General features: G+C 56.5%; 22 protein-coding genes and 3 pseudogenes. 15 read left to right on the top strand and 10 right to left on the bottom strand.

All coding sequences use genetic code 11. From position 1 onward, the window contains the following. On the top strand, positions 1-527 hold a 527-nt coding region (locus ABLW18_RS10695), incomplete at its 5' end, for a YeeE/YedE thiosulfate transporter family protein (protein WP_347824799.1). Positions 528-575: 48 nt separating this feature from the next. Here ABLW18_RS10695 and ABLW18_RS10700 read toward each other — a convergent pair. The 5 genes and pseudogenes from ABLW18_RS10700 to ABLW18_RS10720 form a co-directional block, all read right to left on the bottom strand. After that, the gene (locus ABLW18_RS10700; protein WP_347824800.1) at positions 576-1,445 is read right to left on the bottom strand and encodes an NAD(P)-dependent oxidoreductase; all 870 of its coding nucleotides are present in this window, start codon (positions 1,443-1,445) and stop codon (positions 576-578) included. A 17-nt stretch (positions 1,446-1,462) separates the two neighbouring features. Further along, positions 1,463-1,717 (bottom strand): annotated as a pseudogene (locus ABLW18_RS10705) (NAD(P)-dependent oxidoreductase); the annotation flags it as partial. 62 nt (positions 1,718-1,779) lie between these two features. Further along, positions 1,780-3,255 (bottom strand): glycerol kinase GlpK, encoded by a 1,476-nt coding sequence (gene glpK, locus ABLW18_RS10710; protein ID WP_347824801.1) that lies wholly within the window; start codon positions 3,253-3,255, stop codon positions 1,780-1,782. 72 nt (positions 3,256-3,327) lie between these two features. After that, complete coding sequence (locus ABLW18_RS10715) at positions 3,328-4,038, bottom strand: RlmE family RNA methyltransferase (RefSeq protein ID WP_347824802.1); 711 nt, start codon at positions 4,036-4,038, stop codon at positions 3,328-3,330. Positions 4,039-4,044: 6 nt separating this feature from the next. Continuing rightward, entirely contained in the window at positions 4,045-5,160 is a 1,116-nt protein-coding gene (locus ABLW18_RS10720) for a Ppx/GppA phosphatase family protein (RefSeq protein ID WP_347824803.1), read from the bottom strand. A 228-nt stretch (positions 5,161-5,388) separates the two neighbouring features. Here ABLW18_RS10720 and ABLW18_RS10725 point away from each other — a divergent pair, with 228 nt between their 5' ends. The 3 genes and pseudogenes from ABLW18_RS10725 (at position 5,389) to ABLW18_RS10735 (ending at position 7,735) form a co-directional block, all read left to right on the top strand. After that, positions 5,389-5,694, top strand: a complete 306-nt coding sequence (locus ABLW18_RS10725) for a virulence factor (protein ID WP_347824804.1) — start codon at positions 5,389-5,391, stop codon at positions 5,692-5,694. Positions 5,695-5,730: 36 nt separating this feature from the next. After that, positions 5,731-6,658, top strand: a pseudogene (locus ABLW18_RS10730) (methylenetetrahydrofolate reductase). 12 nt (positions 6,659-6,670) lie between these two features. Continuing rightward, on the top strand, positions 6,671-7,735 hold the full coding sequence (locus ABLW18_RS10735) for a methyltetrahydrofolate cobalamin methyltransferase (protein ID WP_347824805.1): 1,065 nt from the start codon (positions 6,671-6,673) through the stop codon (positions 7,733-7,735). Positions 7,736-7,777: 42 nt separating this feature from the next. Here the strand turns inward: ABLW18_RS10735 and ABLW18_RS10740 are convergent, their stop codons facing one another. Further along, a complete protein-coding gene (locus ABLW18_RS10740; protein ID WP_271539353.1) occupies positions 7,778-8,548 on the bottom strand; it encodes an HpcH/HpaI aldolase/citrate lyase family protein in 771 nt (256 codons plus the stop codon). 197 nt (positions 8,549-8,745) lie between these two features. Between ABLW18_RS10740 and ABLW18_RS10745 the strand changes: the two genes are divergently transcribed. Together ABLW18_RS10745 and ABLW18_RS10750 are read left to right on the top strand one after the other, a co-directional pair. Then, positions 8,746-9,705 carry a glucokinase gene (locus tag ABLW18_RS10745; RefSeq protein WP_347824806.1) on the top strand — a complete coding sequence of 320 codons (960 nt, stop codon included), beginning with the start codon at positions 8,746-8,748 and terminating at the stop codon, positions 9,703-9,705. Further along, positions 9,692-10,885, top strand: a complete 1,194-nt coding sequence (locus tag ABLW18_RS10750) for a crosslink repair DNA glycosylase YcaQ family protein (protein ID WP_347824807.1) — start codon at positions 9,692-9,694, stop codon at positions 10,883-10,885. Before ABLW18_RS10745 ends, ABLW18_RS10750 begins: the two co-directional genes overlap by 14 nt. 14 nt (positions 10,886-10,899) lie before the next feature. Here ABLW18_RS10750 and ABLW18_RS10755 read toward each other — a convergent pair whose 3' ends face one another. The 3 genes from ABLW18_RS10755 to ABLW18_RS10765 form a co-directional block, all read right to left on the bottom strand. Further along, a complete protein-coding gene (locus ABLW18_RS10755; protein ID WP_347824808.1) occupies positions 10,900-14,100 on the bottom strand; it encodes a reductive dehalogenase domain-containing protein in 3,201 nt (1,066 codons plus the stop codon). Further along, positions 14,093-15,067, bottom strand: coding sequence for an XdhC family protein (locus ABLW18_RS10760; RefSeq protein ID WP_347824809.1), 975 nt, complete (start codon positions 15,065-15,067; stop codon positions 14,093-14,095). The genes ABLW18_RS10755 and ABLW18_RS10760 overlap by 8 nt, the downstream gene beginning before the upstream one ends. Before the next feature lie 113 nt (positions 15,068-15,180). After that, on the bottom strand, positions 15,181-16,071 hold the full coding sequence (locus ABLW18_RS10765; protein WP_347824810.1) for an NAD(P)-dependent oxidoreductase: 891 nt from the start codon (positions 16,069-16,071) through the stop codon (positions 15,181-15,183). 237 nt (positions 16,072-16,308) lie between these two features. On the opposite strand from ABLW18_RS10765, the gene ABLW18_RS10770 reads away from it, so the two are divergent. The 4 genes and pseudogenes from ABLW18_RS10770 to ABLW18_RS10785 all read left to right on the top strand — a co-directional run bounded on the left by ABLW18_RS10770 (position 16,309) and on the right by ABLW18_RS10785 (position 20,128). Next, positions 16,309-17,049, top strand: a complete 741-nt coding sequence (locus ABLW18_RS10770) for an SDR family oxidoreductase (protein WP_347824811.1) — start codon at positions 16,309-16,311, stop codon at positions 17,047-17,049. A 41-nt stretch (positions 17,050-17,090) separates the two neighbouring features. Continuing rightward, on the top strand, positions 17,091-18,878 hold the full coding sequence (locus ABLW18_RS10775) for an IlvD/Edd family dehydratase (protein WP_347824812.1): 1,788 nt from the start codon (positions 17,091-17,093) through the stop codon (positions 18,876-18,878). A 10-nt stretch (positions 18,879-18,888) separates the two neighbouring features. Next, on the top strand, positions 18,889-19,737 hold the full coding sequence (locus tag ABLW18_RS10780; RefSeq protein ID WP_347824813.1) for a fumarylacetoacetate hydrolase family protein: 849 nt from the start codon (positions 18,889-18,891) through the stop codon (positions 19,735-19,737). Positions 19,738-19,802: 65 nt separating this feature from the next. After that, positions 19,803-20,128, top strand: a pseudogene (locus ABLW18_RS10785) (TfoX/Sxy family protein). 49 nt (positions 20,129-20,177) lie between these two features. Here ABLW18_RS10785 and ndk read toward each other — a convergent pair. Continuing rightward, on the bottom strand, positions 20,178-20,600 hold the full coding sequence (gene ndk, locus ABLW18_RS10790; protein ID WP_347824814.1) for a nucleoside-diphosphate kinase: 423 nt from the start codon (positions 20,598-20,600) through the stop codon (positions 20,178-20,180). Positions 20,601-20,762: 162 nt separating this feature from the next. Between ndk and ABLW18_RS10795 the strand changes: the two genes are divergently transcribed. The 5 genes from ABLW18_RS10795 to ABLW18_RS10815 all read left to right on the top strand — a co-directional run bounded on the left by ABLW18_RS10795 (position 20,763) and on the right by ABLW18_RS10815 (position 25,685). Then, a complete protein-coding gene (locus ABLW18_RS10795; RefSeq protein WP_347824815.1) occupies positions 20,763-21,803 on the top strand; it encodes a hypothetical protein in 1,041 nt (346 codons plus the stop codon). Next, positions 21,800-22,423 carry a hypothetical protein gene (locus ABLW18_RS10800; protein WP_347824816.1) on the top strand — a complete coding sequence of 208 codons (624 nt, stop codon included), beginning with the start codon at positions 21,800-21,802 and terminating at the stop codon, positions 22,421-22,423. Before ABLW18_RS10795 ends, ABLW18_RS10800 begins: the two co-directional genes overlap by 4 nt. 172 nt (positions 22,424-22,595) lie before the next feature. After that, the gene (locus ABLW18_RS10805) at positions 22,596-24,437 is read left to right on the top strand and encodes an ABC-F family ATP-binding cassette domain-containing protein (RefSeq protein WP_347824817.1); all 1,842 of its coding nucleotides are present in this window, start codon (positions 22,596-22,598) and stop codon (positions 24,435-24,437) included. 1 nt (position 24,438) lies between these two features. Beyond that, complete coding sequence (locus ABLW18_RS10810; protein WP_347824880.1) at positions 24,439-25,071, top strand: MarC family protein; 633 nt, start codon at positions 24,439-24,441, stop codon at positions 25,069-25,071. 29 nt (positions 25,072-25,100) lie between these two features. Continuing rightward, positions 25,101-25,685: a TIGR02281 family clan AA aspartic protease gene (locus ABLW18_RS10815; RefSeq protein WP_347824818.1), complete on the top strand. Its 585-nt coding sequence runs from the start codon at positions 25,101-25,103 to the stop codon at positions 25,683-25,685. Positions 25,686-25,689: the final 4 nt, after the last annotated feature.

The following is a 25,689-nucleotide window of genomic DNA, read 5'->3' on the forward strand; positions in this document are numbered from 1 at the left end:
TTCTTCTAGCGGTGATCTGCTTTGCCTTCGCCGCCCGCTCCGGCGTATCTTGGAGCAAAGCGATCTGGGCCGGTTTTCTAGGCCTCCTGGTCCCCGCCGGATGGCTTGGCACAGGCTTTATATTGCAAGATGAGTTTGATCCCATTGTCATGCAATCTTTGTCATTCACGGCTCCGGCGGCAGATTTGCTCTTTTGGACCGTGGCCTCCTCTGCCATTCCAGCCGGATTTGGGGTTGGATTGATCCTTGGCGTCGTGCTCGGGGCTGCAGCCTCCGCCCTCGGCAAAAAAGAATTTAACTGGCAATCTTTCGAGACACCCAAACAAACCGGCCGTTATTTCTTGGGCGCGACACTCATGGGGGTGGGCGGCGTTTTGGCAGGTGGCTGTACGGTCGGAGCAGGTCTGGCGGGAATCGCAAGCCTCAGTATCGCAGCGATCATTGCGCTCGCCTCAATCGCCCTCGGTGGATGGGCAATGCAAGCGCTGCTGGCCGAAAAACAGAGCGCGGCTGTTGGCGTCCATTAGCACATAGAATTTCAAGGGCGGGCGATACCGCCCTTGAGCGCCGCGTGGTTACAACGCTTGCAAGCGTTTGAACAATGACGATGTGTCCCAACGACCGCCGCCCATTTTCTGCACGTCTTTATAGAATTGATCGACCAAAGCCGTCACGGGCAGACTCGCGCCATTCTCATCGGCCGTCGCCAAGCATATTCCCAGATCCTTGCGCATCCAATCGACAGCAAAGCCGTGCTCAAAATGATCGTCCAACATCGTCTCATAGCGGTTGGACATTTGCCAGCTGCCAGCGGCGCCTTGGCTAATGACTTCCACCACCGAGGCGCCATCCAGACCAGCTTTGGCGGCAAAATGTAACGCTTCCGACAGGCCTTGAACCAAACCGGCAATAGCGATCTGGTTGCACATCTTGGTCATTTGCCCCGCGCCACTCTCGCCGATCCGGCGGCAAAGCTTTGAATATACGGCCATCACCGGCTCCGCCCGATCAAAATCGGCCTGATCGCCACCGCACATGATCGACAGTTGACCATTTTCAGCGCCCGCCTGGCCACCAGAAACAGGCGCATCAACAAATGCGATGCCTTTGACACGCGCTGCCTCATAGAGCTCGCGGGTGACCGCGGCAGATACTGTGGTATGGTCTACGAAAATGCTGCCTTCTGCCATGGTCGCGAACGCGCCATCTGGTCCCAAACATACAGACCGCAAATCATCATCATTGCCCACGCAAGCCATGACCATTTCCGCACCCTGAGCGGCGGCCGCCGGGGTTGCGCCAGTTGCGCCGCCATGCTCCGACGTCCAAGCGGAGGCCTTTGCAGCAGTGCGGTTATATACAGTGACCTCATGCCCCGCGCCCGCCAAATGCCCCGCCATAGGGTAGCCCATGACACCCAAGCCCAAGAATGTAATTTTTGTCATTGTCTTTTCCATATCAGTTAAAGCCGATCGCCGGGCGTGTTACCGGCGAAAAAAGCATCCAAATTGTCCAAAGCGCGAAAGCCCATTGCATCGCGGGTCTGGCGCGTTGCGCTGCCAATATGAGGAAGCGTGAAAATGTTATCAAAGCGACTGAAGTCAGGGTTTCCACCCGGCTCAACTTGAAAACAATCCAAACCCGCAGCCAAAAGCTGGCCGCTCTCTAAAGCGGCCAGCAAAGCCGCCTCATCCACCAAGGCGCCGCGCGCTTTATCGGCCTCTTTGTCATCGGTGGCCTGATAACATCCGCTTCAGGGATAGATTGCCCCTGCAGCATTTAGACCAAGGTTCGGCGCACAGCATCTTGCCATCCTGCATATAGTCTCTCGCGATCCTGGCTGGTCATATGTGGCTCAAAGCGACAATCGCGGGCCCAGCTGTCCGCGAACCCCTGTTGGTCAGGATAAACGCCGGCGCGTGATCCGGCCAGCCATGCCGCTCCCAGAGCCGTGGTTTCCAAAACATTGGGTCGATCCACCGGCGCGCCGATAATATCGGCAAGAAACTGCATCGTCCAATCGGACGCCGTCATGCCCCCATCCACGCGCAAAACAGCCTCTCCAGGCGTGCCCATGTCATCCTGCATTGCCACCAGCAGATCACGGGTCTGATAGCCTACGCTTTGCAGCGCCGCTTTCGCAAACTCCTTGGGACCGGAATTGCGGGTTAATCCAAAAATCGCGCCGCGACTCTCAGCATTCCAATAGGGCGCGCCGAGCCCGGTGAACGCCGGCACCAAGTACAACGATTGATTGGGATCAGCGGCCGCGGCCATGTCTGCGGTTTCATGCGCTTCAGAAATAAGCCCCAGCCCGTCGCGTAGCCATTGCACCACCGCGCCTGCGATAAAAATCGAACCTTCCAACGCATAGGTTGGCTTGCCGTCAAATTGATAAGCGATCGTGCCAAGCAACCGGTTCTTCGATGCCACAAGAGTGTCACCGGTGTTGAGCAGCGCAAAACAGCCCGTGCCAAATGTCGATTTCAACATCCCCGGCGCGAAGCATGCCTGTCCAATGGTCGCGGCTTGTTGGTCGCCTGCCACGCCCAAAATAGGTATATCTGCGCCAAACATATCAGTGGTCCCGAACTCTGAAGCACAGTCACGCACCTCAGGCAGCATCGCCTGCGGCACCTGCAACAGCGCGCAGATCTGCGCATCCCAGCAACCGCGGCGAATGTCGTAGAGCATGGTTCGGGCCGCATTGGTCGCATCGGTGACATGGGCGCGGCCTTCGGTCAGCTTCCAAATCAAATAGCTGTCCATGGTCCCAAAGAGCAATTCACCCCGCGCCGCACGCGCGGCCGCCCCCTCCACATTGCTCAGCAGCCAATGCAGCTTAGTGGCAGAAAAATAGGGATCCAGCAAAAGGCCGGTCTTTTGCGTGATCTCCGTCTCATGCCCTTCCGCACGCAGACGATCACAAAACGCAGACGTGCGCCGATCCTGCCAAACAATCGCCTTATGAATAGGCGCGCCGGTTTTGCGATCCCAGATCAAGGTCGTTTCGCGCTGATTGGTGATGCCGATGGCGGCGATCTCTTTGGCTGTGCAGCCCGCTTGCGCCATCACACCGCCAACAACCGCTTGCACCGAGGCCCAAATCTCCTCTGCATCATGTTCAACCCATCCCGATTGTGGGAAATATTGTTGAAATTCTTGCTGGCACGACTGGACCGGATGCATGTCTTGATCGAAGAGAATAGCACGGCTTGAAGTGGTGCCTTGATCAATAGCCAGAATATAGGTCATGAAAACTCCCGCCAGTTAAGGATATTTCGAATTCAAAATGTGCCGCGACTGCTGGGGCGATGTAAAGAGGATTTAACCGCGAAATCCAGTCGCCACGACGAATTTTTCTGACGAACTCGAACGTGAGGCCGGTGGTTTCATATTGATGACTTTGGTGAATTTTTGTTTCAGCAACGCTTGCAGCTCGCCTTCTGCGCCGCCGGCCAAGACCTTGGCCACGAAAGTGCCACCGGGTGTCAGCACGTCAAAGGCAAAATAGGCCGCCGCTTCGCATAATGCGATGATGCGCAGGTGGTCCGTCTGTTTGTGACCAGAGGAGGCCGCCGCCATATCCGACATAACGACATCCGCGGGCCCATTGAGCCAGACTTTCACCTTGGCATCCGCATCATCCTCCATAAAATCCAACACGTGAATTTCCGCGCCGGGAATGCTTTCCACCTCTTGCAGATCCACGCCCAAAATCGTCCCGACCTTTTTGCCCTGCCGCGTGCCCAATGCATTGATACGCTTAACCGCCACTTGACACCATCCGCCCGGTGCGCAGCCTAGATCGACAACCCGCGCCCCAGGCACCAAAAACCGAAACTTATCATCAAGTTCTAGTATTTTATAGGCCGCGCGCCCACGATACCCATCCGCCTGGGCCCGCTTGACATAGGGGTCATTCAGCTGCCGCTCCAGCCAAAGCGTTGAGGACAGTTTCCGCCCCCGCGCCGTTTTCACTTTGACGCGCAGATCCCGCTGGCCGCGACCACTGTTACTACCTGGATTTTTCGCCATATCGCCTCAGCTCTTTTGTTCACGCAAAACACCATCTGCGCTCATTTGCGCATAGAGTAAACCCTCACGCAGGCCTCTATCGGCCACCGACAGTTTATGGGTGGGCCAGCAGCGCAGCAATGCTTGTAAAATTGCGGCTCCAGACATGATAAGCGCCTGGCGATCCTTGCCAATGCGCGGATCATTTTGGCGCCCGACCGGACCCAAACGCAGGTAATCATGGATCACCTTGTCAATTTCGATCGAAGACATTGCCAGCCCATCGACTTTGTTACGATCATAGCGACGCAATCCCAGGTGGCTGGCCGCAACGGTTGTCACCGTACCGCTCGTTCCGATGATTTGGAAATGCTCTATTTCATAAGCCCGGTCATAGGGGATGAATTTTTCTAACTTTTCTTCGAATAGGAGGCTCATCAAAGCAAAACGGCCCGCGTCATTTTCCACGTCGGTGAATAAATCGCGCAGGGTCGCAACACCGAGCGGCACAGAAATCCAATCCACCACCTTGGCCCCGTATTTATTCGGACGCTCGCCCGAACGAAACCCACGGTGCATATGCATAATCGCGCGGCTGCGCGAATTGGGTTGCACATCCGCCAGATCGATCCAAACCAACTCGGTAGATCCCCCGCCGATATCGACGACCAATAGCTGATCTGTGTCGTGAGTGACCAAAGGCGCACAGGACAGAACCGCCAGCTGCGCTTCCTCCTCCGCCTTGATAATTTCCAAAGTCAGCCCCGTTGTCTTGCGGATTTGCTGCATGAGCTTGGGGCCATTGGCCGCGCGCCGACAGGCCTCCGTGGCCACCAGACGCATCTTTTTCACGCGATATTGCCGCAATTTTTGGCTGCATACCCGCAAAGCCTGCAAGGTACGATCCATGGAGACGCGGCTTAGTCGCCCAGTTTCTTCCAAACCGTGCCCAAGCTGGACGGATTTGGAAAAGCTGTCCACAATTTTGAATTGCGCACCATCGGGTTGCGCAATCAGCATGCGGCACGAATTTGTACCGAGATCCAAAGCCGCATAGAGCTGAGGAATCTGGGCCTGGAGGCCTGCGGCTGGCTCAACCGCATTGGTAATCGCATCCGCAGACCGAGGACGCTGTGGCGCCATACTTACACGCCTTTCGAGTTTCGAGTTGCCCCCAACCTAAGCTCTTCGATGGCACCTTGCAATCGCTCATAAAGTTATTGCCAATTTTTCCGAATAATACGCCTTTTCAATGTCCAGAGGTTTTGGCAGGACAGGAAAGTCGCTCCTACCGGTTCAATTGTCGAAATTCGACCCTGTTTTTAGATCAGTTGCACCTAGTTATCCGTGACACAGATGTGAGGAATCATTATGGCAGATGTAATTGTGGTGTATTGGCGTGATATCCCGGCCCAAGTCATTGTCGGCAAAGGGCGCAAAGCGTCAAAAGTGCAATTGCCAGAGCGTTTTGAACAGGCCATTGACCGCGCCGCCATGAAGGTCGGTGCCGAAGACACTGATGCCTATCTCGCTGAATGGCGCAAGGCCGAGCCCTATGTGGTTGATGGCGATCAGGCCGAAATGGCGCAAGCAGAAGCCGCACGCCTCGACGCCGAATATGATCAAGAAAAAATCAAGCAGCTCATCGCCAATGATGGCTGGGCCATACAGGCCTAGTCCCCCAAGTTGCCAGTTGAAAAGAAGGAGCGGCCCATGGCCCTACTCAATTTTGGATCGAAAGACACTGCAGGTGTTGAGATCAACCCGCAAGTAGAAAGCTTTTTGAAGGATTACTCTATTGAGGTAATGCCACGCACGGCGGAGAAAATTGAAGATTTCCGCGAGCTTCTCCCGGCCGCAACGCGCGTGTACATCGCGCAGATTGAAGGCACGCCCATTGAAGACATGGTGGCCACCGCGAAGCGTATCGCATGCGAGGGTTTTACCGTCATGCCGCATTTTCCCCGCGCGGATCATCAAAGACGAAGCCACGCTGCGCAATTGGATCGCCATGTACCAGGGCGAAGCTGGCGTCGAACAGGCCTTGCTTCTCGCGGGCGGTGTGACGCAGCCCCACGGAGATTACGAAAGCTCCATGCAATTGCTCGAAAGCGGAGCGTTTGGCGAAGCGGGTTTCAAGCGCCTGCATGTGGCCGGGCATCCTGAAGGCAATAAGGACATTGATCCCGATGGATCCATGACAAATGTCGATTCGGCTCTGCGCTGGAAGCAGGCATTTTCCGACACATCCGACGCAGATATGGCCATTGCGACACAGTTTTGTTTTGAGGCTGCCCCCGTGATTGACTGGGCCGATGCTCTGGCGGAACGGGGCATCACTCTGCCGATACATATCGGCGTGGCCGGCCCGGCAAAACTGCAAACCTTGATCAAATTTTCAATCGCCTGTGGTGTCGGCGCCTCCCTGCGGGTGCTGCAGCGGCGGGCCAAAGATTTGACCAAATTGCTTTTGCCCTTCACCCCCGATGAGTTCTTGAGCGATCTTGCGGCCTATAAAGTCGCAAATCCGGATTTTGGCATTTCACATGTCCATTTCTTCCCACTTGGCGGGATTAAAACCAATGCCAATTGGGCCATCGAAAACGGCGGCACCTCCGCCACTCCAGCTTCTCAATCCTAAGGATTTCCAAATATGACACGCACTGTTGTAGAGTCAAAAACCAAGACAGCCATCATCGGCTTTGATGAGCCCTTCTGCGTGATTGGTGAGCGCATCAATCCAACAGGCCGCAAGATCTTAAATGCAGAGCTGGAAGCGGGAGATTATTCTCGTGTGGAAGCCGATGCCATTGCCCAAACGGCTGCCGGTGCCACGATCTTGGACATCAACTCCGGTGCCGTCTTCTCAAACAAAATGGCCGAAGATCCACGCTATGCGGATAATAACTTTGTCGAGCCAACCTTGATGCGCGCCTTGATCGAACGAGTGCAAGCTGTGGTTGACACACCCCTGTGCATCGACAGCTCGGTGCCAGGCGCTTTGGAAAATGGCCTGGCCGCCGCCGAAGGCCGCCCACTTCTCAACTCGGTTACAGGAGAAGAAGAGCGGATGGAAATGGTGCTGCCATTGGTGAAAAAATACAATGTGCCTGTGGTCGCCATTTCCAATGATGACACCGGCATCTCCGAAGACCCTGACGTACGCTTTGCCGTTGCAAAAAAAATCGTTGAGCGCGCCGCTGACTTTGGCATTCCGGCCCATGACATCGTTGTTGATCCGCTGGTGATGCCCGTAGGCGCAATGGGATCTGCTGGCTTGCAAGTCTTCACTCTGGTCCGGCGTTTGCGTGAGGAATTGGGTGTGAACACCACCTGCGGAGCATCGAATATCTCCTTCGGCCTGCCCAATCGTCACGGCATCAACAATGCCTTCCTGCCGATGGCCATGGCCGCGGGCATGACCTCAGCCATCATGAATCCGGTCGCCTTGCCGGTCAATCAAACCAAGATTGCCGAAAAGAAAGCCGAGATTGCCGCGGCGGGCATCATCTTGCCAGAGGGTATAGATGATGAAACTTTCGTCACCCTCTTTGGCATGGGATCCATGTCGAGCAAACCCGGCAAAGAAATGGAAGCCATCCGGGCCGCCAATTTCTTGATGGATTGCGACCCAAGCGGGGCCGCTTGGATCAATTTCAACAAAATTCCTGGCAGTCATGCGGGTGGTCGCGGTGGCCGCAAGCGCCGTCGGGGTTAAGGCTGCAACATCCCTGCCCGGCCTTTGGCCGGGCAGCGCCCCTTAAAGCTGGCGCGCTTGGGCGACATTTTGCGCCAGCGCCGATTGCAACGTCACCACATCAGCGGCAACCCCAAGAAAACACCCGCCCTGTGCGATAAAGCGCTGCTGATCTTCTGGATCGAAACAAATCGTGCCGGCGCAGAGCCCCGCCGCTTTGATATCCTTCATCCCCTGCGCGATAACCTCCAAGACCTCCGGGTGGTTCAAGTCACCCAAATGCCCCATATCCGCGCTTAAATCCGCCGGGCCTATAAAGATGCAGTCAATGCCTGGCACTTGGGCGATTTGCGCAATATTGGCCATAGCGGCGCGCGTTTCGACCTGCACCATGACGCAAATCTGATCATTGGCTGTTTTGGCGTAATCTGGAATGGCATTGTAGCCACTGGCCCGCGCCAGGGCATAGCCCACCCCGCGCCGCCCCTCGGGTGCATATTTACAGGCCTCCACCACTTGCTGCGCTTGCTCTGCGGTTTCCACCATAGGCACCAATACGCTTTGCGCCCCTATATCCAAAACCTGTTTTAAAATCCAATCTTCGCCCTGCGGCACACGCACCACAGCACTGGCCCCGCGCCCTTCCAATGCGCGCAGTTGCGCCGCCATCAAAGGCAAGTCATTCGGCCCATGTTCCCCATCAATCAAACACCAATCATAGCCGGCCGCCCCAGCCATCTCCGCCACCGCCGGATTGCACAGGCCCAGCCAAATGCCAATTTGCAACTCTCGGCGCGCGAGGGCGGCTTTCAATTTGTTTTTGGGTGCAGGCATGATCTGATCCTTTAATTACAGAACTAAAAGCATCTCTACGATTGCCGAAAAAGGCAAGCGCTGAGTTGTTATGCGGGCAAAATCCGCTCCTCCTGATTTTGGCTCGCTTTACCAACTATCGGGCCTAACGCCCTTGCACGGATTGGGCGAAATAAAGTATGCAGCTGCCTGAGTGGTATGGAAGTTGGAAAAAGAACATGGGACAGCATTATTTGGTCGCAGACGTGGGCGGCACCAATACCCGCGTAGCTCTGGCCAATGATGGAAAGCTGCAAACCCAAACAATTCACCGCTACCGCAACACGGACCAATCCGGCGTTGTCGAAATTTTGCAAAAATATCTTGCTGAGCAGGCCCCAGAGGCGCGGCCTGACGCCGTCTGTATTGATGTAGCCGGGCCTGTCGGCACTGACGAGGGTCAATTGACCAATCTCGATTGGACGGTCACCAGTGCTGAGCTCTGCGCTGCCACAGGCGCGACATTTGGCGCCATCCTGAACGATATGCAGGCCCAAGGCATGGCCTTGTCGCATCTACCCAGCACCGCCTTTCACAGCATTTTGAAAGGCACAGCCCAGAGTGGCAACCGCATGGTTGTCAATATTGGCACCGGGTTCAATTCGGCGGTGGTCTTGGGCGAAGGGCCAAAACTCACCGTGCCGGGAAGTGAAACAGGTCATGTCAATTTACCCGTGCCGAGCCCTAAGATCTATGAGCTGCATCAATTCCTAACCGAACGCTTCGGGTTCGCCTCGGCCGAAGAAGTGCTCTCCGGCCGCGGGCTTGGGCATATTTACGGCTTTCTTGCCGGGCTTGATCCGCGCCAGCCCTTCCCCAGCTCCCACCATATCATGTCTAATTTGCAAAGCGATCCACATGCGCGCAAATCGGTTGATATCATGCTGGAGGTTTTGGGCTGCGTCTGTGGCAACCTCGCCCTGACACATTTGCCCTTTGGTGGCATTTACCTTGTCGGCGGCATGGCGCAGGTCTTAGCAGACTATTATCACGACAGCGCATTTCACCGCGCCTTTGTCGCCAAAGGAAGATTTGCGGAATTTATGGACCAATTCTCCGTACATTTGGTGCAAGACGATCACGCGCCCCTTGTCGGATGCATTGCACATCTGCAACATCACGGGCATGACAAGCTCTGACATTCTTCCAAACGCCCAGGTCCGCCAGCACTTCTTAGACCGTCACCAGCTGCGAAAACCACCGCTCGGCACGCGGCTGGATCAGACCTTGCGTGCGCTGAATTTTGTGCAGGTCGACAGCATCAACACCCTTGCCCGGGCACATGATTTGATTCTTTGGTCGCGGCAACAAAGCTATCGCCCGCCCGCATTGCGCAAGATGGTAGATCATAGCCGAGAGGCGTTTGAAGCTTGGACTCATGATGCCTCGATCTTGCCGATTGCAGCCTTTCCCCATTGGCGCCACAAATTCATCCGCGACGCAGAGCAGGTTCAAAAGCGATGGAAAGCCTGGCACCGTGGGGATTTTTTGGCGCAGACCGAAACAGTCTTAGAACAGATCGCCCGGCATGGACCCTTAGGATCGGGGGAAGTCGGCGCGAATGAACAGCGCGGGACCGGTGGTTGGTGGGATTGGCACCCCTCGAAAACTGCCCTCGAATATCTGTGGCGCACGGGCCGCATCACCGTGAGCCGGCGCGAGGGGGTTCGCAAGCTCTATGATTTGACGGAAAATGTCATTCCACAAGACATACGCAACGCCCATCCCTCGCTTGATGAAAGTCGAGATTGGGCCTGCCAAGGGGCACTGCGCGCCCTGGGATTTGCCACTGCGAAAGAAGTGAGTGATTTTTATGACTTTGTGACCGTTGCCGAGGCCCGGGCCTGGATCACGCGCGGGCTTAAATCGGGCGCACTGCGCGAAATCAAGACCGAAGCCGCCAACGGCCAACTGCGCGACCGGGTAGTGTTCACGCAAGACTGGCCCAGCCTACAAGAGCCTTTGGCCACCTCCAACCGCCTGCGCATTCTCAGCCCGTTCGATCCAGCGCTGCGCAATCGTGCACGCGCGGAAGAGATTTTTAGCTTTTCCTATCGCATCGAGGTTTTCGTTCGAGCTGCGCAACGCCAATATGGGTATTATGTCTTTCCAATATTAGAAGGCAGCGCCCTTATTTCCCGCATAGAGATCAAGGCCAATAGAAAGAAAAATGCAATTGAAATTATAGGTTTTTGGCCTGAAGCTGATGTGAAATTCAGTCCCGCGCGCATAGAAAGGCTCATGGCAGAGCTCAAACGCATCTGCCTGCTGGCTGACTGCCGCGACATCTCTGGCCTGGAGGTTTTGCGGAGTATTTAAGGCAAAAATTTCGGTCAAATATCCAGCTTCAGCACCCCGCCCGCCTCGGCTGCTCGGCTTTGGCACAGGATGACAGTGGTTTCGCGCTGCGCCGCCGAGAGCACAAAGTCACGGTGCTCCACCTCACCGGATAGCACCGTGCATTTGCACACACCGCAGAGCCCGTCCGCACATTTCACATCCACCGGTATCCCTGCGGCGATCAGCGCATCACTGGCCGATTGCGTGGCAGTGACTGGAATTTTTTGCCCATTCGCCCGCTCAATCTCAAAGGGATGGTTTTCCCACTCCGGCAGCTCCGGCACGGTAAAGAACTCAGCATGCAGCGCCGCATCCGGGTAACCAATAGAGCGGGCATGGTTTAAAATGGCGCTCATATAAGCATCTGGCCCACATACATAAATATGCGTCCCGGCTTCATAGGTCGGCACTTCTCTGGCAATATCAAGGCGCGTGCCCTGATCGGAGTAATGCCGGCTGACCCGATCGGCCCAAGCCAAACCGTCAAATGCGCCATCAAAGGCAGCCTTTGGCTTTTGACTGGCTGAATACATCAGACGAAACCGTCCCCCTTTGCGATGAAGCTCATGGGCAAAGGCCAGCATCGGCGTCACACCGATACCGCCGCCAAAGAGTAAGGACAGCTTGGCCGAAGGTTCCAATTCAAAATGATTGATAGGTTTGGAAACAAAAACACGCCGGCCGGGCTCAAAAATTCGGTGCATCAATTGCGAGCCACCCCGCCCCTCGGGCTCCTGCAGCACTGCGATTTCATAACAGCTGCGATCGGCAGGATCGCCGCACATGGAATATTGCCGCAAAAATTCGGGCGCGACAACAATGTCCAAATGCGCCCCCGCCGTCCATCGGGGCAAATCCGCGCCATCCATCGCCACAAGCCTATATTTCTTAACCGCACCCGGCCAATCTTCCACCTCAGCGACAGACATTTGAATGACCGGCGCTTCGTTATCGTTTTGGTAAAGATGCAAGTGATCTCGCGCACCTGTGGCAGATTTTTCTTGATAGACCTCTGCTGTGATCATGGCTTGATAGGCCTCAATTCCAGCTTCGCGGTCCATCAGGGCCGGATATGGGAACGGATGGGGTGCCAAGGGCGCGGGATACACCGCCAAAGTCTGGTCTTCGTACTTCAAATCCAAATCTTTTTGCAAAGATCGAGCATTGATCGGATGGGCTGTGGGGCGATATCCCCCCTCCTCGGTCAATTCCAAATCCCACCACCATTTTTTGACCGGGTTCAGCTCGCCATGACCGGCCATATCATCCATTTTTGCCAAAACTGGCGCCATCTGTGGCACGTTCATTGCCGCCCAGCGGAAAGGCGCTTCGGCAAACAACCCCTCAAGGTTCCAAGGGCAGGTTTTCATGCAGCGTCCACACATAGCGCCGCCCGGGGTGCTGATGCGATAGCTGGCACATTTTTGACTGTCAGATTTCCAAATTTCATAGCCGTTGAACATTAATTTTGGCCCAGCCGTGATTGCCCCTGAGGGACATTCACGCGCGCATTTATTGCAGCTTTGGCAAAAGCGCTGCAGGCCAAAATCTATCGGCTTGTCATGGGACAGCGGCAGGCTCGTGGTCACCACACCCGATTTCAAACGTGGACCCAGAAAGGGGTTAAGGATCACCTCGCCGATACGGCTGACCTCCCCCAAACCAGAGAGCAAAAGCAAGGGCGGTTGCAACACCTCACCATCCAACACCGTATGCGCCTTCGCCATATAGCCCAAGTTTCGGATATGTTGCGCAATGATGCCGCCCAAAAGGGAAAACCGCAGATAGGCCCGCATGGATTGCGCCACGGAGATCCAATCGTCACCCGAAGCGCCTTCCATCGTTTCAAACCCTTGATCAACAATCATGCTGATGGCCTGATCATGGGGCGGCAGGATGGGCGCGCCGCGGGCGTCATGGGAATACCACGACCATTCGGGGCAGCGCGACAGGCCGGTGGCATCAATGCCCAGAAAATAACTGGCCCCTTTGATGTTATCGGCTGCCACCTCGGGCGCAATCTGTTGCGCATGGGCGGCCGGCTCCCCGTCCTGCAAAAGCACAAAGGCACCGAGCAACCGGCGTTGCGCAGAGCTGGGCGCAGCCTTGCGCGCGTAGTGACCCGCCGTGGCGCCCTTTTGCAGCGCCGGTCCCATATCGCCAAATTGCGCGCGGGCGAACATATCCGTGCGTTTGGGCACCCGTGCCACATTCGGCTCATCAATATAGGTCGTGGGGGTCTCAACGCGCTTTAGGGTTTCAAACGGATGGGCACCCTGGGCGTATTCTCGCCGCGCATAGGGATCATGAGAGCGGCGGCTCGCGCCGCCATGGCGGCCCAAAGTCCAATCCAGCCCCATAAGGGCGGATTGGGGTTGATCAGCGGCCAAAGGCAAATCCGTTGCCAGCGCCATATCGGTGGTGACGGCAGCCAAACCAAATCTTTGACCCAACCAAGGATGGGTGATTTCATCACCCGCCACCTGCGCCAAGCCAGCCTTCACCGCCAAGCGGGCCAAGTCCACATCACAGGTGGTGGCCGAATGCGCCCGCGCACTGTACCCCAAAATTCGAATATAATTGGCCAAAACCGTGGCGGTTTCTGTCCCCAGAACGGCCGCGCGTTCGGCCTGCGCGTCTTGCACCCAATCGCAGCCGATCTCCCCACGTCTCGGATCCCGCCGATAGGCCACCAAAAAGACCAAAGCATATGTATGGTGATCCATTGGCTGGGGCTTGGCCGTCATGCTTTCTCTCAAATCCGCCATGATCATATCAATGCCAGCGGCCAAAGTCTTGGTTTGGCGGGTTTGCAGAGCATGGGACAGGCGATCAATTTGCGGATTGCGCCGCGCAGCTGCCAACCTGTCCATCTGGCCCAAAGGCGCTATGCCAACCATGGAGATATCATTAAAATAAGCGAAGGATTTGAGGTGACGGGAGCGCTCTTGCAGGTCCTCGGGAATTTCCGAGGGCGCTTGATTTTGCGGGCCATCGCGCACCGCATCCATCATGGCTTGAAATTCCGCCATCGCGGGCACCAAGCTGGCACTGCCTGCGGGCCGCTGAAAGGACAGATCCGGCGATGGGGCAAGCCCATCAAGATCGGGCATATGCGCGCTACGTTTCAAAATTTCCGTAGGAAAGCGCCCCATATGCACTGGGCGATTGCGATCTGAAAACAGCTTAGCCATGGGCGCGTCCTCTAAGTTTTGCTGTCATTGCCGCCAAAATGGACAGGGCAATCTCTGCCGGTGTGCGGCTGCCGATGTCGAGCCCCACCGGCCCTTGAATTCGGGCAAACTGCGCCGCGCTCACCCCCAGCTCCAGCATGGACTGGCGACGCTTGGCATGGGTCCGGGTGGATCCCAATGCCCCGATATAGAATGCATCGCTTGCAACCGCGTGTTGCAACGCGGGCGTGTCCATTTTGGGATCATGCGTCAGAGTCACAAACGCTGTGCGCCCATCGAGCACCAGTCTGGCCAAAGCCTCCTCTGGCCAGTCGACAATCACCTCATGCCCATCAAAACGGGCCGGGCTTGCGAAACTGTCGCGTGGATCAATGATGGTCACGAGATAGCCCGCCATCTGCGCCATTGGGGCCAAATATTGCGCAATATGCACCGCGCCAATGATCACCAAGCGCAGGGGCACGGTTTGGACATAGGTGAAGACATCCCCCGCAAGCCCGCCACCTGACTCAAAAACGGTAAGGTCGGTTTGCGCCAAAATCAATTCGCGCTGCCAGCTGGACAAGTCCAACCTCACTGCAATGGGCTGTCGGGCAGATTGCGCTTCAACAAGACGCTCCAGCATGGCCGTATCCACACCCTGACCCTGCCCCACGGGCTCGACCACCAGTTCAATCTCACCGCCACAGGCCAGCCCGATCGCGAAAGCATCCGCATCCGCAACCCCGTAGCGCAGGCGTCGACACTGCCCCGCCTCCAATGCCTCCAGCGCCTCCAAGACCACCGCGCCTTCAACGCAGCCGCCTGAAACAGACCCGTGAAAGCTGCCATCTGCGCAAATCAACATCTGAGCGCCAACGGGCCGAGGCGCAGATCCCCATGTGGCCATAACCGTCGCCAGCGCCACAGGCTGTCCCTGCCGGTGCAGCCGCAAGGCCATTGCTGTCATCTCTTCTGCGACTGCCATTTCAACGGCCCCATTGTTTTCCAAATAGCACATAAGTTGCCAAGGCAGACTACGGGCAATCGCAGCGGCCTGTCCAGCTGCGCCTCACATCTTCTGCGGTCTTGCCCAGCGCATCACTCTGCAGCTAAGCCATTGCGGGCCAAGAGCTCAAGATAGAGCGCCGCATGATCCAGTCCTGCACCATCCATCTCGTAAACTAAGTGATCAAAACGGTCGCGGGTATTTTGCAAAGTGGGCAAGCTAAGCCCAAAATTTTCTGCCTCGGCCAAAGCATTGTTGAGGTCTTTAAGCTGCAAGGCGCAGAGGCCACCGGGGGTGAAATCCATTGTCGTCATACGTGCACCGTGCAATTGCAAAATCGTGCTGTCAGCAAATCCGCCTTTTAAAGCCGCGCGCACAGCTGCAGGATCAGCGCCGCCTTTTTGCAGCATCAACATCGCTTCCGCCACAGCCCCAATGGTGATTCCAACGATGGCTTGATTGGCCAATTTTGCCAATTGCCCCGCGCCAATCGGCCCAACATGCACCGGTCGCCCCATGGCGCTCAGCGCGGGCGCAACAGTCTCGAAGTTCTCTGGCGCGCCACCGGCCATAATCGCCAGACTGGCCTCCTCGGCGCCCTTGGTCCCCCCGGACACCGGCGCATCCACATAAGACACACCGAGCTGCGCCAAATCGTCAGCTGCGGCCCGGGCCTCTTCAGGTTTGATTGATCCCATCTCTACCCAGACAGTGCCAGGCCGGACGGCTTCGCGCAGCGCCGGGTCAGATTGCACCAACACCCCGGTCGGCCCATCTGACAGCATGGAGATGATGATATCTGCCTCAGCGACCGCAGCGGCCGCATGGTCCGCCACAACAGCTCCAAAGGCGCTCAACGCCATGGCCTTCGCAGCCGTACGGTTCCAGATCCGTGTCGAAAACCCTGCTTGGCACAGGTTCCGCGCCATAGGCGCACCCATAAGCCCTGTTCCCAAGACTGCGATCTTCTGATGGTTTGACATAACTTGACCCTTTGTAAGCAATGCGGGCCAGCCGCCCTTGGCGCATTTGTGCGGCTGGTTTTGGCAAATTGCAACAGCATAAGTCACCTCAGAGGTTCAGGCAGCCCCCCATGCCGCCCAGCCTATGGCAACAAAGCGCCATGGCTATAAAATTACAGATTTGTTCCAAAACCTTATTGCCTAATGGCGGAGAGCCATGCACATTCACCATCTCAAAATACAAGACAGGAGGTCCAAATGGGACGACTTTCAGGAAAACGCGCTTTGGTAACCGCCGCAGGACAAGGCATTGGCAGAGCCACCGCTTTGGCCATGGCCGCTGAAGGCGCCAAAGTCTTTGCCACAGACATAAATCCTGAGACTTTGGCTGAGGTGCAAAGTGCCAGCACCGGGCAAATGGAAACCTATGTGCTCGACGTGCTTGACGCGACCTCAACCCGTGAGGGCATCGACCGCGCGCAGCCAGATATTTTGTTTAATGGCGCGGGGTTTGTGCATCACGGGACCATAAGCAATGCCACGGAAGATGAATGGGAGTTTGCATTCAACCTCAATGTCCGCTCGATGATGCGCACCATCCAAGCTGCGCTACCGGGCATGCTGGAACGTGGTGGCGGCTCGATTATCAATATGTCCTCTGCCTGTTCCTCTATTATTGGCGCTCCCAATCGCTTTATCTACGGCACAACCAAAGCGGCCGTGATCGGCCTGACCAAATCCGTGGCCATTGATTACATCAAACAGGGGATTCGCTGTAATGCAATTTGTCCCGGCACAGTTGAAAGCCCCTCTCTACATGACCGCCTGCGGTCCACTGGAGATGAGGTGCAAGCCATGCAAGACTTTGTCGCCCGCCAACCCATGGGCCGCATTGGCACAGCCGAAGAAATAGCAGCCCTTGCAGTTTACCTAGGATCGGATGAAAGTGCCTTCACGACCGCCACAACACAGGTCATTGATGGCGGCTGGTCAAACTAATCACTGGCGACCAAAACTTTAACTTAACGAGGACGATCCGCGTGTCAGATATCAAACCGAAATTGCGATCCCAACAGTGGTTCAACAATCCCGACAATCAAGAGATGACAGCGCTCTATCTCGAACGCTATCTCAACTACGGTCTGACACGCCACGAGCTGCAATCGGGCAAGCCTATCATTGGCATTGCCCAGACCGGCAGCGACCTTAGCCCCTGCAATCGCCACCATATTGAACTGTCCAAACGGGTGCGTGATGGGGTCATTGCCGCCGGCGGCACGGTGATTGAAATTCCAGTGCATCCCATTCAGGAAACCGGCAAACGCCCAACGGCCATGTTGGACAGAAACCTGGCCTATCTGTCTTTGGTGGAAACCCTATTTGGTTATCCGATTGATGGGGTTGTGCTGAATATCGGCTGTGACAAAACCACCCCGGCTTTGTTGATGGCGGCCGCGACCGTCAATATTCCTGCCATTGCCCTATCCGTTGGCCCAATGCTCAACGGGTGGTTCGGCGGCAAGCGCACTGGCTCCGGCACGATCGTCTGGAAGGCCCGCGAGATGCAGGCCGCAGGTGAAATCGATGATGACGGCTTTATGGATATGGTGGCCTCCTCAACGCCTTCTGTTGGCTATTGCAACTCCATGGGCACCGCCACGACGATGAACTCCCTGGCCGAGGGGCTTGGTATGCAATTGCCCGGCTCTGCCGCCATCCCAGCGCCCTATCGAGAGCGCGGGCAGATCAGCTATGAAACCGGGCTGCGGATTGTCGATATGGTGCATGAAGATCTGCGACCTGACCGCATCATGACCCGCGAAGCCTTTGAGAACGCCATCGTGATCAATTCAGCCATCGGCGGCTCTACCAATGCGCCAATTCACCTAAACGGCATTGCCAAACATCTTGGTGTGGCCTTGAACAATGATGATTGGCAAAAGCTCGGCCATAAGGTGCCGCTTTTGGTCAACCTGCAACCAGCGGGCGAATATCTTGGCGAAGATTACCACCGGGCCGGTGGCGTGCCGGCGGTGGTCGGCGAATTGCTCGCCGCAGGGCTGCTGCCGCACCCGAATATCCTAACTGCCAATGGCAAAACCATTGCTGAGAATTGCCAAGATTGCCGCAGCACCAATACCAATGTGATCAAGCAGGTCACAGCGCCACTGGTTGATGCTGCCGGCTTTATCAATCTGAAAGGCAATCTGTTCGACAGCGCGATCATGAAAACTTCAGTGATCTCACAAGAGTTTCGCAGACGCTACCTGTCTGATCCGGCCAACCCAAATTGCTTTGACGGGCGTGCCATCGTCTTCGACGGGCCGGAAGACTTCCACCGTGGCATTGATGATCCAAGCCTTAACATCGATGAGACCTGCGTCTTAATCATGCGCGGCGCCGGACCAATTGGCTATCCCGGCGGGGCGGAGGTCGTAAATATGCGCCCGCCGTCCTATCTTTTGACCAAGGGCATCACCTCTCTGCCCTGTTTGGGCGATGGGCGGCAATCGGGCACCTCTGGATCACCTTCAATCCTAAACGCCTCACCGGAAGCGGCGGATGGTGGCGGCTTGGGTCTGGTGCAAACTGGCGATATGATCCGTATTAATCTGAATGCATGCACCGCCGATATGCTGGTTGAACCGGCCGAGCTTGAGCGCCGCAGGGCCGCTCTTGGCACGCGTCCCTTCACCCCTGACAGCCAAACCCCTTGGCAAGAATTGTTCCGCGAAAAAGTCAGACCCTTCTCAGAAGGCATGACTCTAGACGGGGCGCATGAATATCAAGACATCGCGCGCAAACATATGCCGCGTGACAACCACTAGGAGTTTTTTTATGAAATTAGTCCGCTATGGCGACATTGGCGCAGAGCGCCCCGGTTTGATCGATCGCGAAGGCATGCTGCGCGACCTTTCAGATCATGTGACAGATATCAACGGAAGCGTGCTCGGCGATGCGGCCTTGGCCCGCCTACGGGCGCTGGATCCAAGCGCCTTGCCTGCGGTTACCGGGTCACCGCGCCTAGGCCCAGTTGTGGGCGATATCGGCAAGTTTCTCTGCATCGGTTTGAATTATTCCGACCACGCGGCAGAAACCGGAGCCGCCATCCCTGAACATCCCATTTTGTTTTTCAAAGCCAATTCCGCCATCGTCGGCGCCAATGATGATGTGGTAATGCCCCGCGGCTCGACCCATACCGATTGGGAAGTAGAACTTGGCGTGGTAATTGGCACAGCGGCAAAATATGTCAGCGAAGACGAGGCTTTGAACCATGTGGCCGGCTATTGCATCGTGAACGATGTGTCAGAGCGGCACTTTCAAACGCAGCTGACCGGGCAATGGACCAAGGGCAAAAGCTGTGACACCTTCGGCCCCACCGGCCCCTATCTCGTCACGCGCGATGAAATTGCCAATCCGCAGGCTCTCAACATGTCACTGGATGTGAACGGCAAACGCATGCAAACCGGCAATACGGCGACCATGATCTTCACGGTCGCGCAAATTATCAGCCACCTGTCTCACCTCATGACGCTCCACCCCGGAGATGTCATCACCACCGGAACCCCTCCGGGCGTGGGGATGGGCATGAAACCGGAGCCGGTCTACCTCAAGCCCGGCGATGTGATGGAGCTTGAAATCTCTGGCCTGGGCAAGCAGCGCCAAACCGTGCGCCAAGACGCATAAAACACGCCCCACCTGTGAGGCCGCTCATGGGTGGGGAGATCCAAATGTGACCCCTCTGCCCTCCCATGACTGCCATTTCCACCATACGCAATCTTGGACCGGCCATGGAAGCCCAGTTAAATGCGGCCAGTATCCCGACCGCGGAGGCCTTACAGGCCTGCGGCGCAGATGAGGCCTACCGCCGATTGCTCCGCTCCGGCGCGCGGCCGCATTTCATCGCCTATTATGTGCTGCATATGCCGCTTCAAAGCCGCCCATGGAACGATTGCAAAGGTGCGGAAAAGCTTCCCTGCGCGGAAATTTCGACGCGCTGGTCGCCGAGCACCGGGGCCTCAACGAACACGGCATTGAAAAAATCCTAGATCGCATCGGCACAGGCCCGCGGCGATAAAAAAGGCCACACCCCGAAGGATGCAGCCCTGAAACCCGAGGGGTTTTAGTTAGCCAACCAGTTCAAGACCCGAAAAGAAATAGGCAATCTCTTGTGCGGCAGTCTCGGGCGCATCTGAACCATGCACGGAGTTTTCACCAACGGATTCAGCAAATTCTGCGCGGATGGTGCCGGGGGCGGCATCTGCGGGATTGGTTGCGCCCATGACTTCACGGTTCTTGGCAATGGCGGCTTCGCCTTCCAAAACCTGCGCTACGATCGGAGCGGAGGCCATAAATTCGCACAGCTCACCGTAAAACGGGCGCTCTTTATGCACCGCATAGAATTCACCGGCCTGAGCCATGGTCAAGTGAATACGTTTTTGCGCCACAATGCGCAGGCCAGCCTCTTCAAATTTGGCATTGATCTTGCCAGTAAGGTTACGGCGGGTTGCATCGGGTTTGATGATTGAGAATGTGCGTTCCAGAGCCATGTTCAAGGGCCTTTCTGTTGCGGATTGATATTGACCGGCGCGTTAGCATGCGGCGGAGAGATTGGAAAGCCTTGATTGCGCCGCAGGCAGCCGCGGCGGGGCAAGATTGCGCAGGCCGCCGCTCTGGGCTATCAAGGGGCATATTTAGACAAGTTTATTTAAATGCCGTTAAAAGATTACGACAAACCCGCTGAAAAAGCATTGATCGCATTCTGCCGCGCGGGGCTAGGTCTGCAAATCAGTAACGTACGACCAACAAAGGGCAATGACGAAAACACCATCCGCGCCGGGTTGATCCGGGAGCTGTTGCTGGGCACCGAAGATTGCAAACTCCCGGCCCAAGGGCTGCACATTTGGGGCGCATGGATCGATGAACATCTGTCCCTTACAGGCGAGGCCGTGCCGGTGCCGCTGGGGCTGCTCAACTGCACCCTGAAAAAAGATGTAATTCTGCAGGATTGCACCCTGTCCGGGCTCTATCTGACCGGCACGCGGCTGCCGGCAATGCTTGCCCAACGACTGCGGTGCAGCAGCAGCCTGCATCTGAGGGATGGATTTGAAGCAAGTGGCCCAGTCGATCTGGGCGGCGCGAAGATTGCCGGGGATCTGGACTGTAACGGCGATAAGTTTTTGGCAAAAGATGTGGCGCTGCGCTTTGACACCATAACAGTCGGGGCCAGTATGCTTTTGCGTAACGATTTTGAGGCCAAAGGAAAGGTTGATCGCAGCGGCGCGAATATCACCGGGCAGCTGGATTGTGCGCGCAGCAAATTTACAACAAAACCTGTGGCGCTGCACTGTGACACCATAACCGTCGGGGCCAATGTGTGTTTGTCAGACGGATTTGCGGTCCAAGGAGAAGTTAATCTGGCCGGCGCGAAGATTGGCGGGCAGCTGGCCTGTAGGGATGGCAAGTTTTGGGCCGAACCTGAGGCGCTGACATGTTATGCTACCACAGTCGGGGTCGATGCGGTTTTGTCAGGCGGATTTGAGGCCCGAGGCAAGGTCAAATTAACCCGAGCAGAGATTGCTGGGAATTTGGATATGTCCGGCGCCAAACTCGCCAAAGGGTTAATTGCCTCTGGGATGCGGGTGCGGGACGGGTTTTTCTGGCGGGGTGTACAGGGGGACGGGATCACAGTTGAATTGATCGACGTCCAGGTTGGCACCCTCATGATCCGTCGGGGTCGTGGGATCCTGTGAAGAAACTGTGCCTGTCCTCTTTTCGCTATGACCGCATTGACAGCGACATGGATGTGCAAGAGCGCCTGGACTGGCTGGCCAAACATGGCGATACTGTCAGCCGCTTAACCCCGGCGCCCTATGTACAGCTGGCCAATGTCTTGCGCCAGCAGGGGTTTGCTAGGGAAGCCGCTCAGGTATTGATCCTGCGCGAAGACAAGCAGCGCGCGGTCGAATGGGACGCAGCGATCACCGGCATGGACGGCACGTTGCGGCGAGAATGGGCGGGCTATGCTCACGTGTTTCTGCATTTCTTAAGCTGGGTTTTCAAATGGATATTCGGATATGGTCACCAGCCCACGCGGGTCTTGCCCTGGATCGCCATAATCTTTGCGGTCACCTTCTGCTTTGCCGAGCAAACCCACCGCCGCGGGCAATTCGCACCGACCTCCGCTGTCGTGCTCAAGTCGCCAGAATGGCTGCGCAGCTTCCCAAACACGCCCCTCCCAGCCGACTCGCCGCTCTGGCGTGCGCAATTGGATGCTTGGGTCAAGACCGAACCCGGGCGCGACTATGAAAGCTTTAGCGCATGGCTCTATGCGCTGGATCTGTTTATCCCGCTGGATGCTTTGGGGCAGTAGAAAAATTGGGCCCCCTCGGCATCCCGCAGCGCATGGGGGAAATGGGGTCACTGGCTGCGCTGGCTGGTGCAAATGGCCGGCTGGGTGATTACGGCCATGGGCGCGGCGGTGGTTGCCGGGTTGATCGGTCGGCGGGATTGACCTTTGCTGCGCTTCGCGTCATGGGAGGGCCATGCTGAAAATCCAAGACATCACCTATGCCGTCGATGGCCGCCGCTTGTTTGAGGGCGCCAGTGCGACCATTCCCACCGGCCATAAAGTGGGCTTTGTCGGCCCCAATGGCACCGGAAAAACCACGCTTTTTCGCATTATCCGCGGGGAATTGGCACTGGAAAGCGGCTCTATTGAACTACCGCGTCGGGCCAAGATTGGCGGCGTGGCGCAAGAGGCCCCGGCCAATGACCTGTCGCTGCTCGATACGGTCTTGGCCGCAGATGTCGAGCGGGCGGCGCTTTTGGCCGATACCAGCGAAGATCCCAACAGAATAGCCGAGGTGCAAACCCGTCTGACCGATATTGATGCCTGGTCCGCCGAAGGGCGCGCCTCTGCCATTCTCAAAGGATTGGGCTTTGATGAAGCCGCGCAAAAACGCCCCTGCGCTGATTTTTCGGGCGGTTGGCGCATGCGGGTGGCCCTGGCGGCGGTTTTGTTTTCCGCGCCAGATCTTTTGCTGCTGGATGAGCCGACCAACTATCTCGATCTTGAGGGCACCATCTGGCTCGAGGCCTTTCTGGCGCGCTATCCGCATACTGTGGTGGTGATCAGCCACGACCGCGACCTGCTCAATCGCGCGGTGGGCGGGATCTTGCATCTCGAGAACAAGCAATTGACCTTCTACCAAGGCAATTACGACACATTTGCCAAAACCCGCGCCGCGAAACGCGCCGTGCAAGCGGCTGCCGCGAAAAAGCAATCGGCGCAGCGCGAACATTTGCAAAGTTTTGTCGATCGCTTCAAAGCCAAGGCCTCCAAAGCCAAACAAGCGCAATCGCGCGTGAAAGCGCTCGAGCGGATGGAGCTTATCACGCCGCCTGAGGAAGTGGCAAAGCGGGTCTTCACCTTCCCGCAGCCCGAAGAGCTTTCACCGCCAATTGTTGCCATTGAGAATGGGGCCGTGGGCTATGGCGGCCCAGATATTCTGTCTCAGCTGGAGCTACGGATTGATCAAGACGATCGTATCGCGCTTCTGGGCAAGAATGGTGAGGGGAAATCCACCCTTTCGAAATTGATCTCCGGTCGGCTCAAGACCTCTGCTGGGCGGTTAGTAACCCACAATAAATTGCGCATTGGCTATTTCGCACAGCATCAGGTCGATGAGCTGAAACTGGACGAAACACCGCTGCAACATCTGCAATCGGAACGCCCCGATCACAGCCCGGCCCGCCTGCGCGCCATGCTCTCAGGCTTTGGCCTGGGGCCCGATCAGGTCGATACCGTGGTTGCGCGCTTGTCAGGTGGGCAAAAGGCGCGCCTGTCGCTCTTACTGGCCACATTGGATGCGCCGCATATGCTGATTTTGGATGAGCCAACAAACCATCTGGATATCGAAAGCCGCGAGGCATTGGTGCAAGCGCTGACAACATATTCTGGCGCGGTGATCTTGGTCAGCCATGACATGCATCTTCTATCGCTCGTCGCCGACCGATTGTGGTTGGTCTCAAGCGGGCGGGTCACACCTTTTGACCAAGATCTTTCGGCCTATCGCGATTTTCTTCTCGGCGGCGCGGCGCCTAAGAAATCCTCTGAAAAGCCGAAAGTCAAAAAGCCTGGACGCGAGCATCGGATTGCGGCGCGCAGCGAGCTAAAGCGCGCCGAGGAGCGTATCGAGAAAATCACTGTGATGCATGAAAAGTTACAAGAAAAGCTCGCAGATCCAAAGCTCTATGAAGATCACAATGCCACCGACCTTGCGGTTTGGCAAAAAAAGTTTCATGAAGTTGAAACGGCCCTATTGCGGGCCGAAAAGCTATGGCTGAGCGCCAGTGAAACTTTAGAGAAATTAGACAATGGTTAATATGATTGAGACCCTGCCGCTGATTTGGGCCTTTGCGACGTTATTCGTCGTGATGGATCCCATCGGTTTGGCACCGATATTCGTGGCCCTGACTCAAGGTATCGAGCCAACAAAGCGCAAGGCGATTGGGCTGCGAGCCTGTGTGATCGCCTTTGTTATTCTGGCGCTCTTTGGCTTTTTTGGCGATGCGGTATTGGGCTTTGCAGGCATCTCTATGCCAGCCTTTCAAATTGCCGGGGGAGCCCTATTGTTCTTAACCGCAATGGAAATGCTATTTGAGCTGCGCGCCAAGCGGCGCAGCACCAAAGGAGATGAGCTGGACGATGATGACCGCGATCCATCAGTCTTTCCCCTGGCCACGCCCTTGATTGCCGGGCCCGGGGCGATTGCGTCGATCATTTTGTTGATCAATGAGGCACAGGGCAATCTTTTGCAGCAAATAAGCGTGATCGTTGTGATGGGCGCGGTGGTCCTCGCGACCTTTGTCCTCTTCATGCTCGCAGGATTTATGGAGCGCGCTTTGGGGCAAACAGGAATTTTGGTGGTCAGCCGGGTCTTGGGCATGCTATTGGCGGCGCTGGCGGTGCAATTTATCTTAAACGGATTGCTGGGCTTTAGCGCGACCTTTGGCTAAGGGCTCGCGCGCGCGATCTGGAGGCGGACATGAGCGGCGAGTCACTTGCAAGTCTTGGATATTTAGCCCTGCTGCTGGTGGCTTTGGGCGGCGCCTATTTGGCGAGCCACCGCCAATCGGTCGGCAAATCGCTGCAAATGGCTCTTGTCTGGGGGATGATTTTCCTGGGCTGCATGGCCGTTTACGGGCTCTGGGGCGATATCAGTCGTGATTATGGCCGCAACAGCTTGCCCATCACCCAGCAGGACGGCACCATTGCCCTGCCCCGTGCGCCCGATGGGCATTACTATGTGACAGCTGAGGTGAACGGTGCTGCAATTGATTTTCTGGTCGATACCGGGGCCAGTGATATCGTCTTATCGCGCGCAGATGCCGCCCGCATTGGGTTTGATTTGGAGAAACTGGCGTTTTTGGGCAGTGCGCGCACGGCAAATGGCATTGTGCCCATCGCCTATAGCCGCCTCAAAACCATTCAGCTTGGTCCCTATTTGGACCAAGGAGTCTCGGTCGCAATCAATGGCGGAGAGATGGAAAAGAGCCTGTTGGGTATGAGCTACCTGGGGCTTTTCGGGCGCATTGAAATTGCCCAGGATCAACTGATCCTGCGCCGCTGAACCA

Origin of the sequence: uncultured Planktomarina sp. (assembly GCA_943788425.1) — a bacterium.
Classification (GTDB): domain Bacteria; phylum Pseudomonadota; class Alphaproteobacteria; order Rhodobacterales; family Rhodobacteraceae; genus Planktomarina.

Excerpts from the sequence above, each read along its gene's own strand:
- ABLW18_RS10770 (WP_347824811.1), top strand. The coding sequence starts at position 16,309 with ATGGGACGACTTTCAGGAAAACGCGCTTTGGTAACCGCCGCAGGACAA.
- ABLW18_RS10765 (WP_347824810.1), bottom strand. The coding sequence starts at position 16,071 with ATGTCAAACCATCAGAAGATCGCAGTCTTGGGAACAGGGCTTATGGGT.
- ABLW18_RS10735 (WP_347824805.1), top strand. The coding sequence starts at position 6,671 with ATGACACGCACTGTTGTAGAGTCAAAAACCAAGACAGCCATCATCGGC.
- ABLW18_RS10780 (WP_347824813.1), top strand. The coding sequence starts at position 18,889 with ATGAAATTAGTCCGCTATGGCGACATTGGCGCAGAGCGCCCCGGTTTG.
- ABLW18_RS10725 (WP_347824804.1), top strand. The coding sequence starts at position 5,389 with ATGGCAGATGTAATTGTGGTGTATTGGCGTGATATCCCGGCCCAAGTC.
- ABLW18_RS10815 (WP_347824818.1), top strand. The coding sequence starts at position 25,101 with ATGAGCGGCGAGTCACTTGCAAGTCTTGGATATTTAGCCCTGCTGCTG.
- ABLW18_RS10745 (WP_347824806.1), top strand. The coding sequence starts at position 8,746 with ATGGGACAGCATTATTTGGTCGCAGACGTGGGCGGCACCAATACCCGC.
- ABLW18_RS10715 (WP_347824802.1), bottom strand. The coding sequence starts at position 4,038 with ATGGCGAAAAATCCAGGTAGTAACAGTGGTCGCGGCCAGCGGGATCTG.
- ndk (WP_347824814.1), bottom strand. The coding sequence starts at position 20,600 with ATGGCTCTGGAACGCACATTCTCAATCATCAAACCCGATGCAACCCGC.
- ABLW18_RS10805 (WP_347824817.1), top strand. The coding sequence starts at position 22,596 with ATGCTGAAAATCCAAGACATCACCTATGCCGTCGATGGCCGCCGCTTG.
- ABLW18_RS10720 (WP_347824803.1), bottom strand. The coding sequence starts at position 5,160 with ATGGCGCCACAGCGTCCTCGGTCTGCGGATGCGATTACCAATGCGGTT.
- ABLW18_RS10700 (WP_347824800.1), bottom strand. The coding sequence starts at position 1,445 with ATGACAAAAATTACATTCTTGGGCTTGGGTGTCATGGGCTACCCTATG.
- ABLW18_RS10795 (WP_347824815.1), top strand. The coding sequence starts at position 20,763 with ATGCCGTTAAAAGATTACGACAAACCCGCTGAAAAAGCATTGATCGCA.
- ABLW18_RS10740 (WP_271539353.1), bottom strand. The coding sequence starts at position 8,548 with ATGCCTGCACCCAAAAACAAATTGAAAGCCGCCCTCGCGCGCCGAGAG.
- glpK (WP_347824801.1), bottom strand. The coding sequence starts at position 3,255 with ATGACCTATATTCTGGCTATTGATCAAGGCACCACTTCAAGCCGTGCT.
- ABLW18_RS10750 (WP_347824807.1), top strand. The coding sequence starts at position 9,692 with ATGACAAGCTCTGACATTCTTCCAAACGCCCAGGTCCGCCAGCACTTC.
- ABLW18_RS10760 (WP_347824809.1), bottom strand. The coding sequence starts at position 15,067 with ATGGCAGTCGCAGAAGAGATGACAGCAATGGCCTTGCGGCTGCACCGG.
- ABLW18_RS10755 (WP_347824808.1), bottom strand. The coding sequence starts at position 14,100 with ATGGCTAAGCTGTTTTCAGATCGCAATCGCCCAGTGCATATGGGGCGC.
- ABLW18_RS10810 (WP_347824880.1), top strand. The coding sequence starts at position 24,439 with ATGATTGAGACCCTGCCGCTGATTTGGGCCTTTGCGACGTTATTCGTC.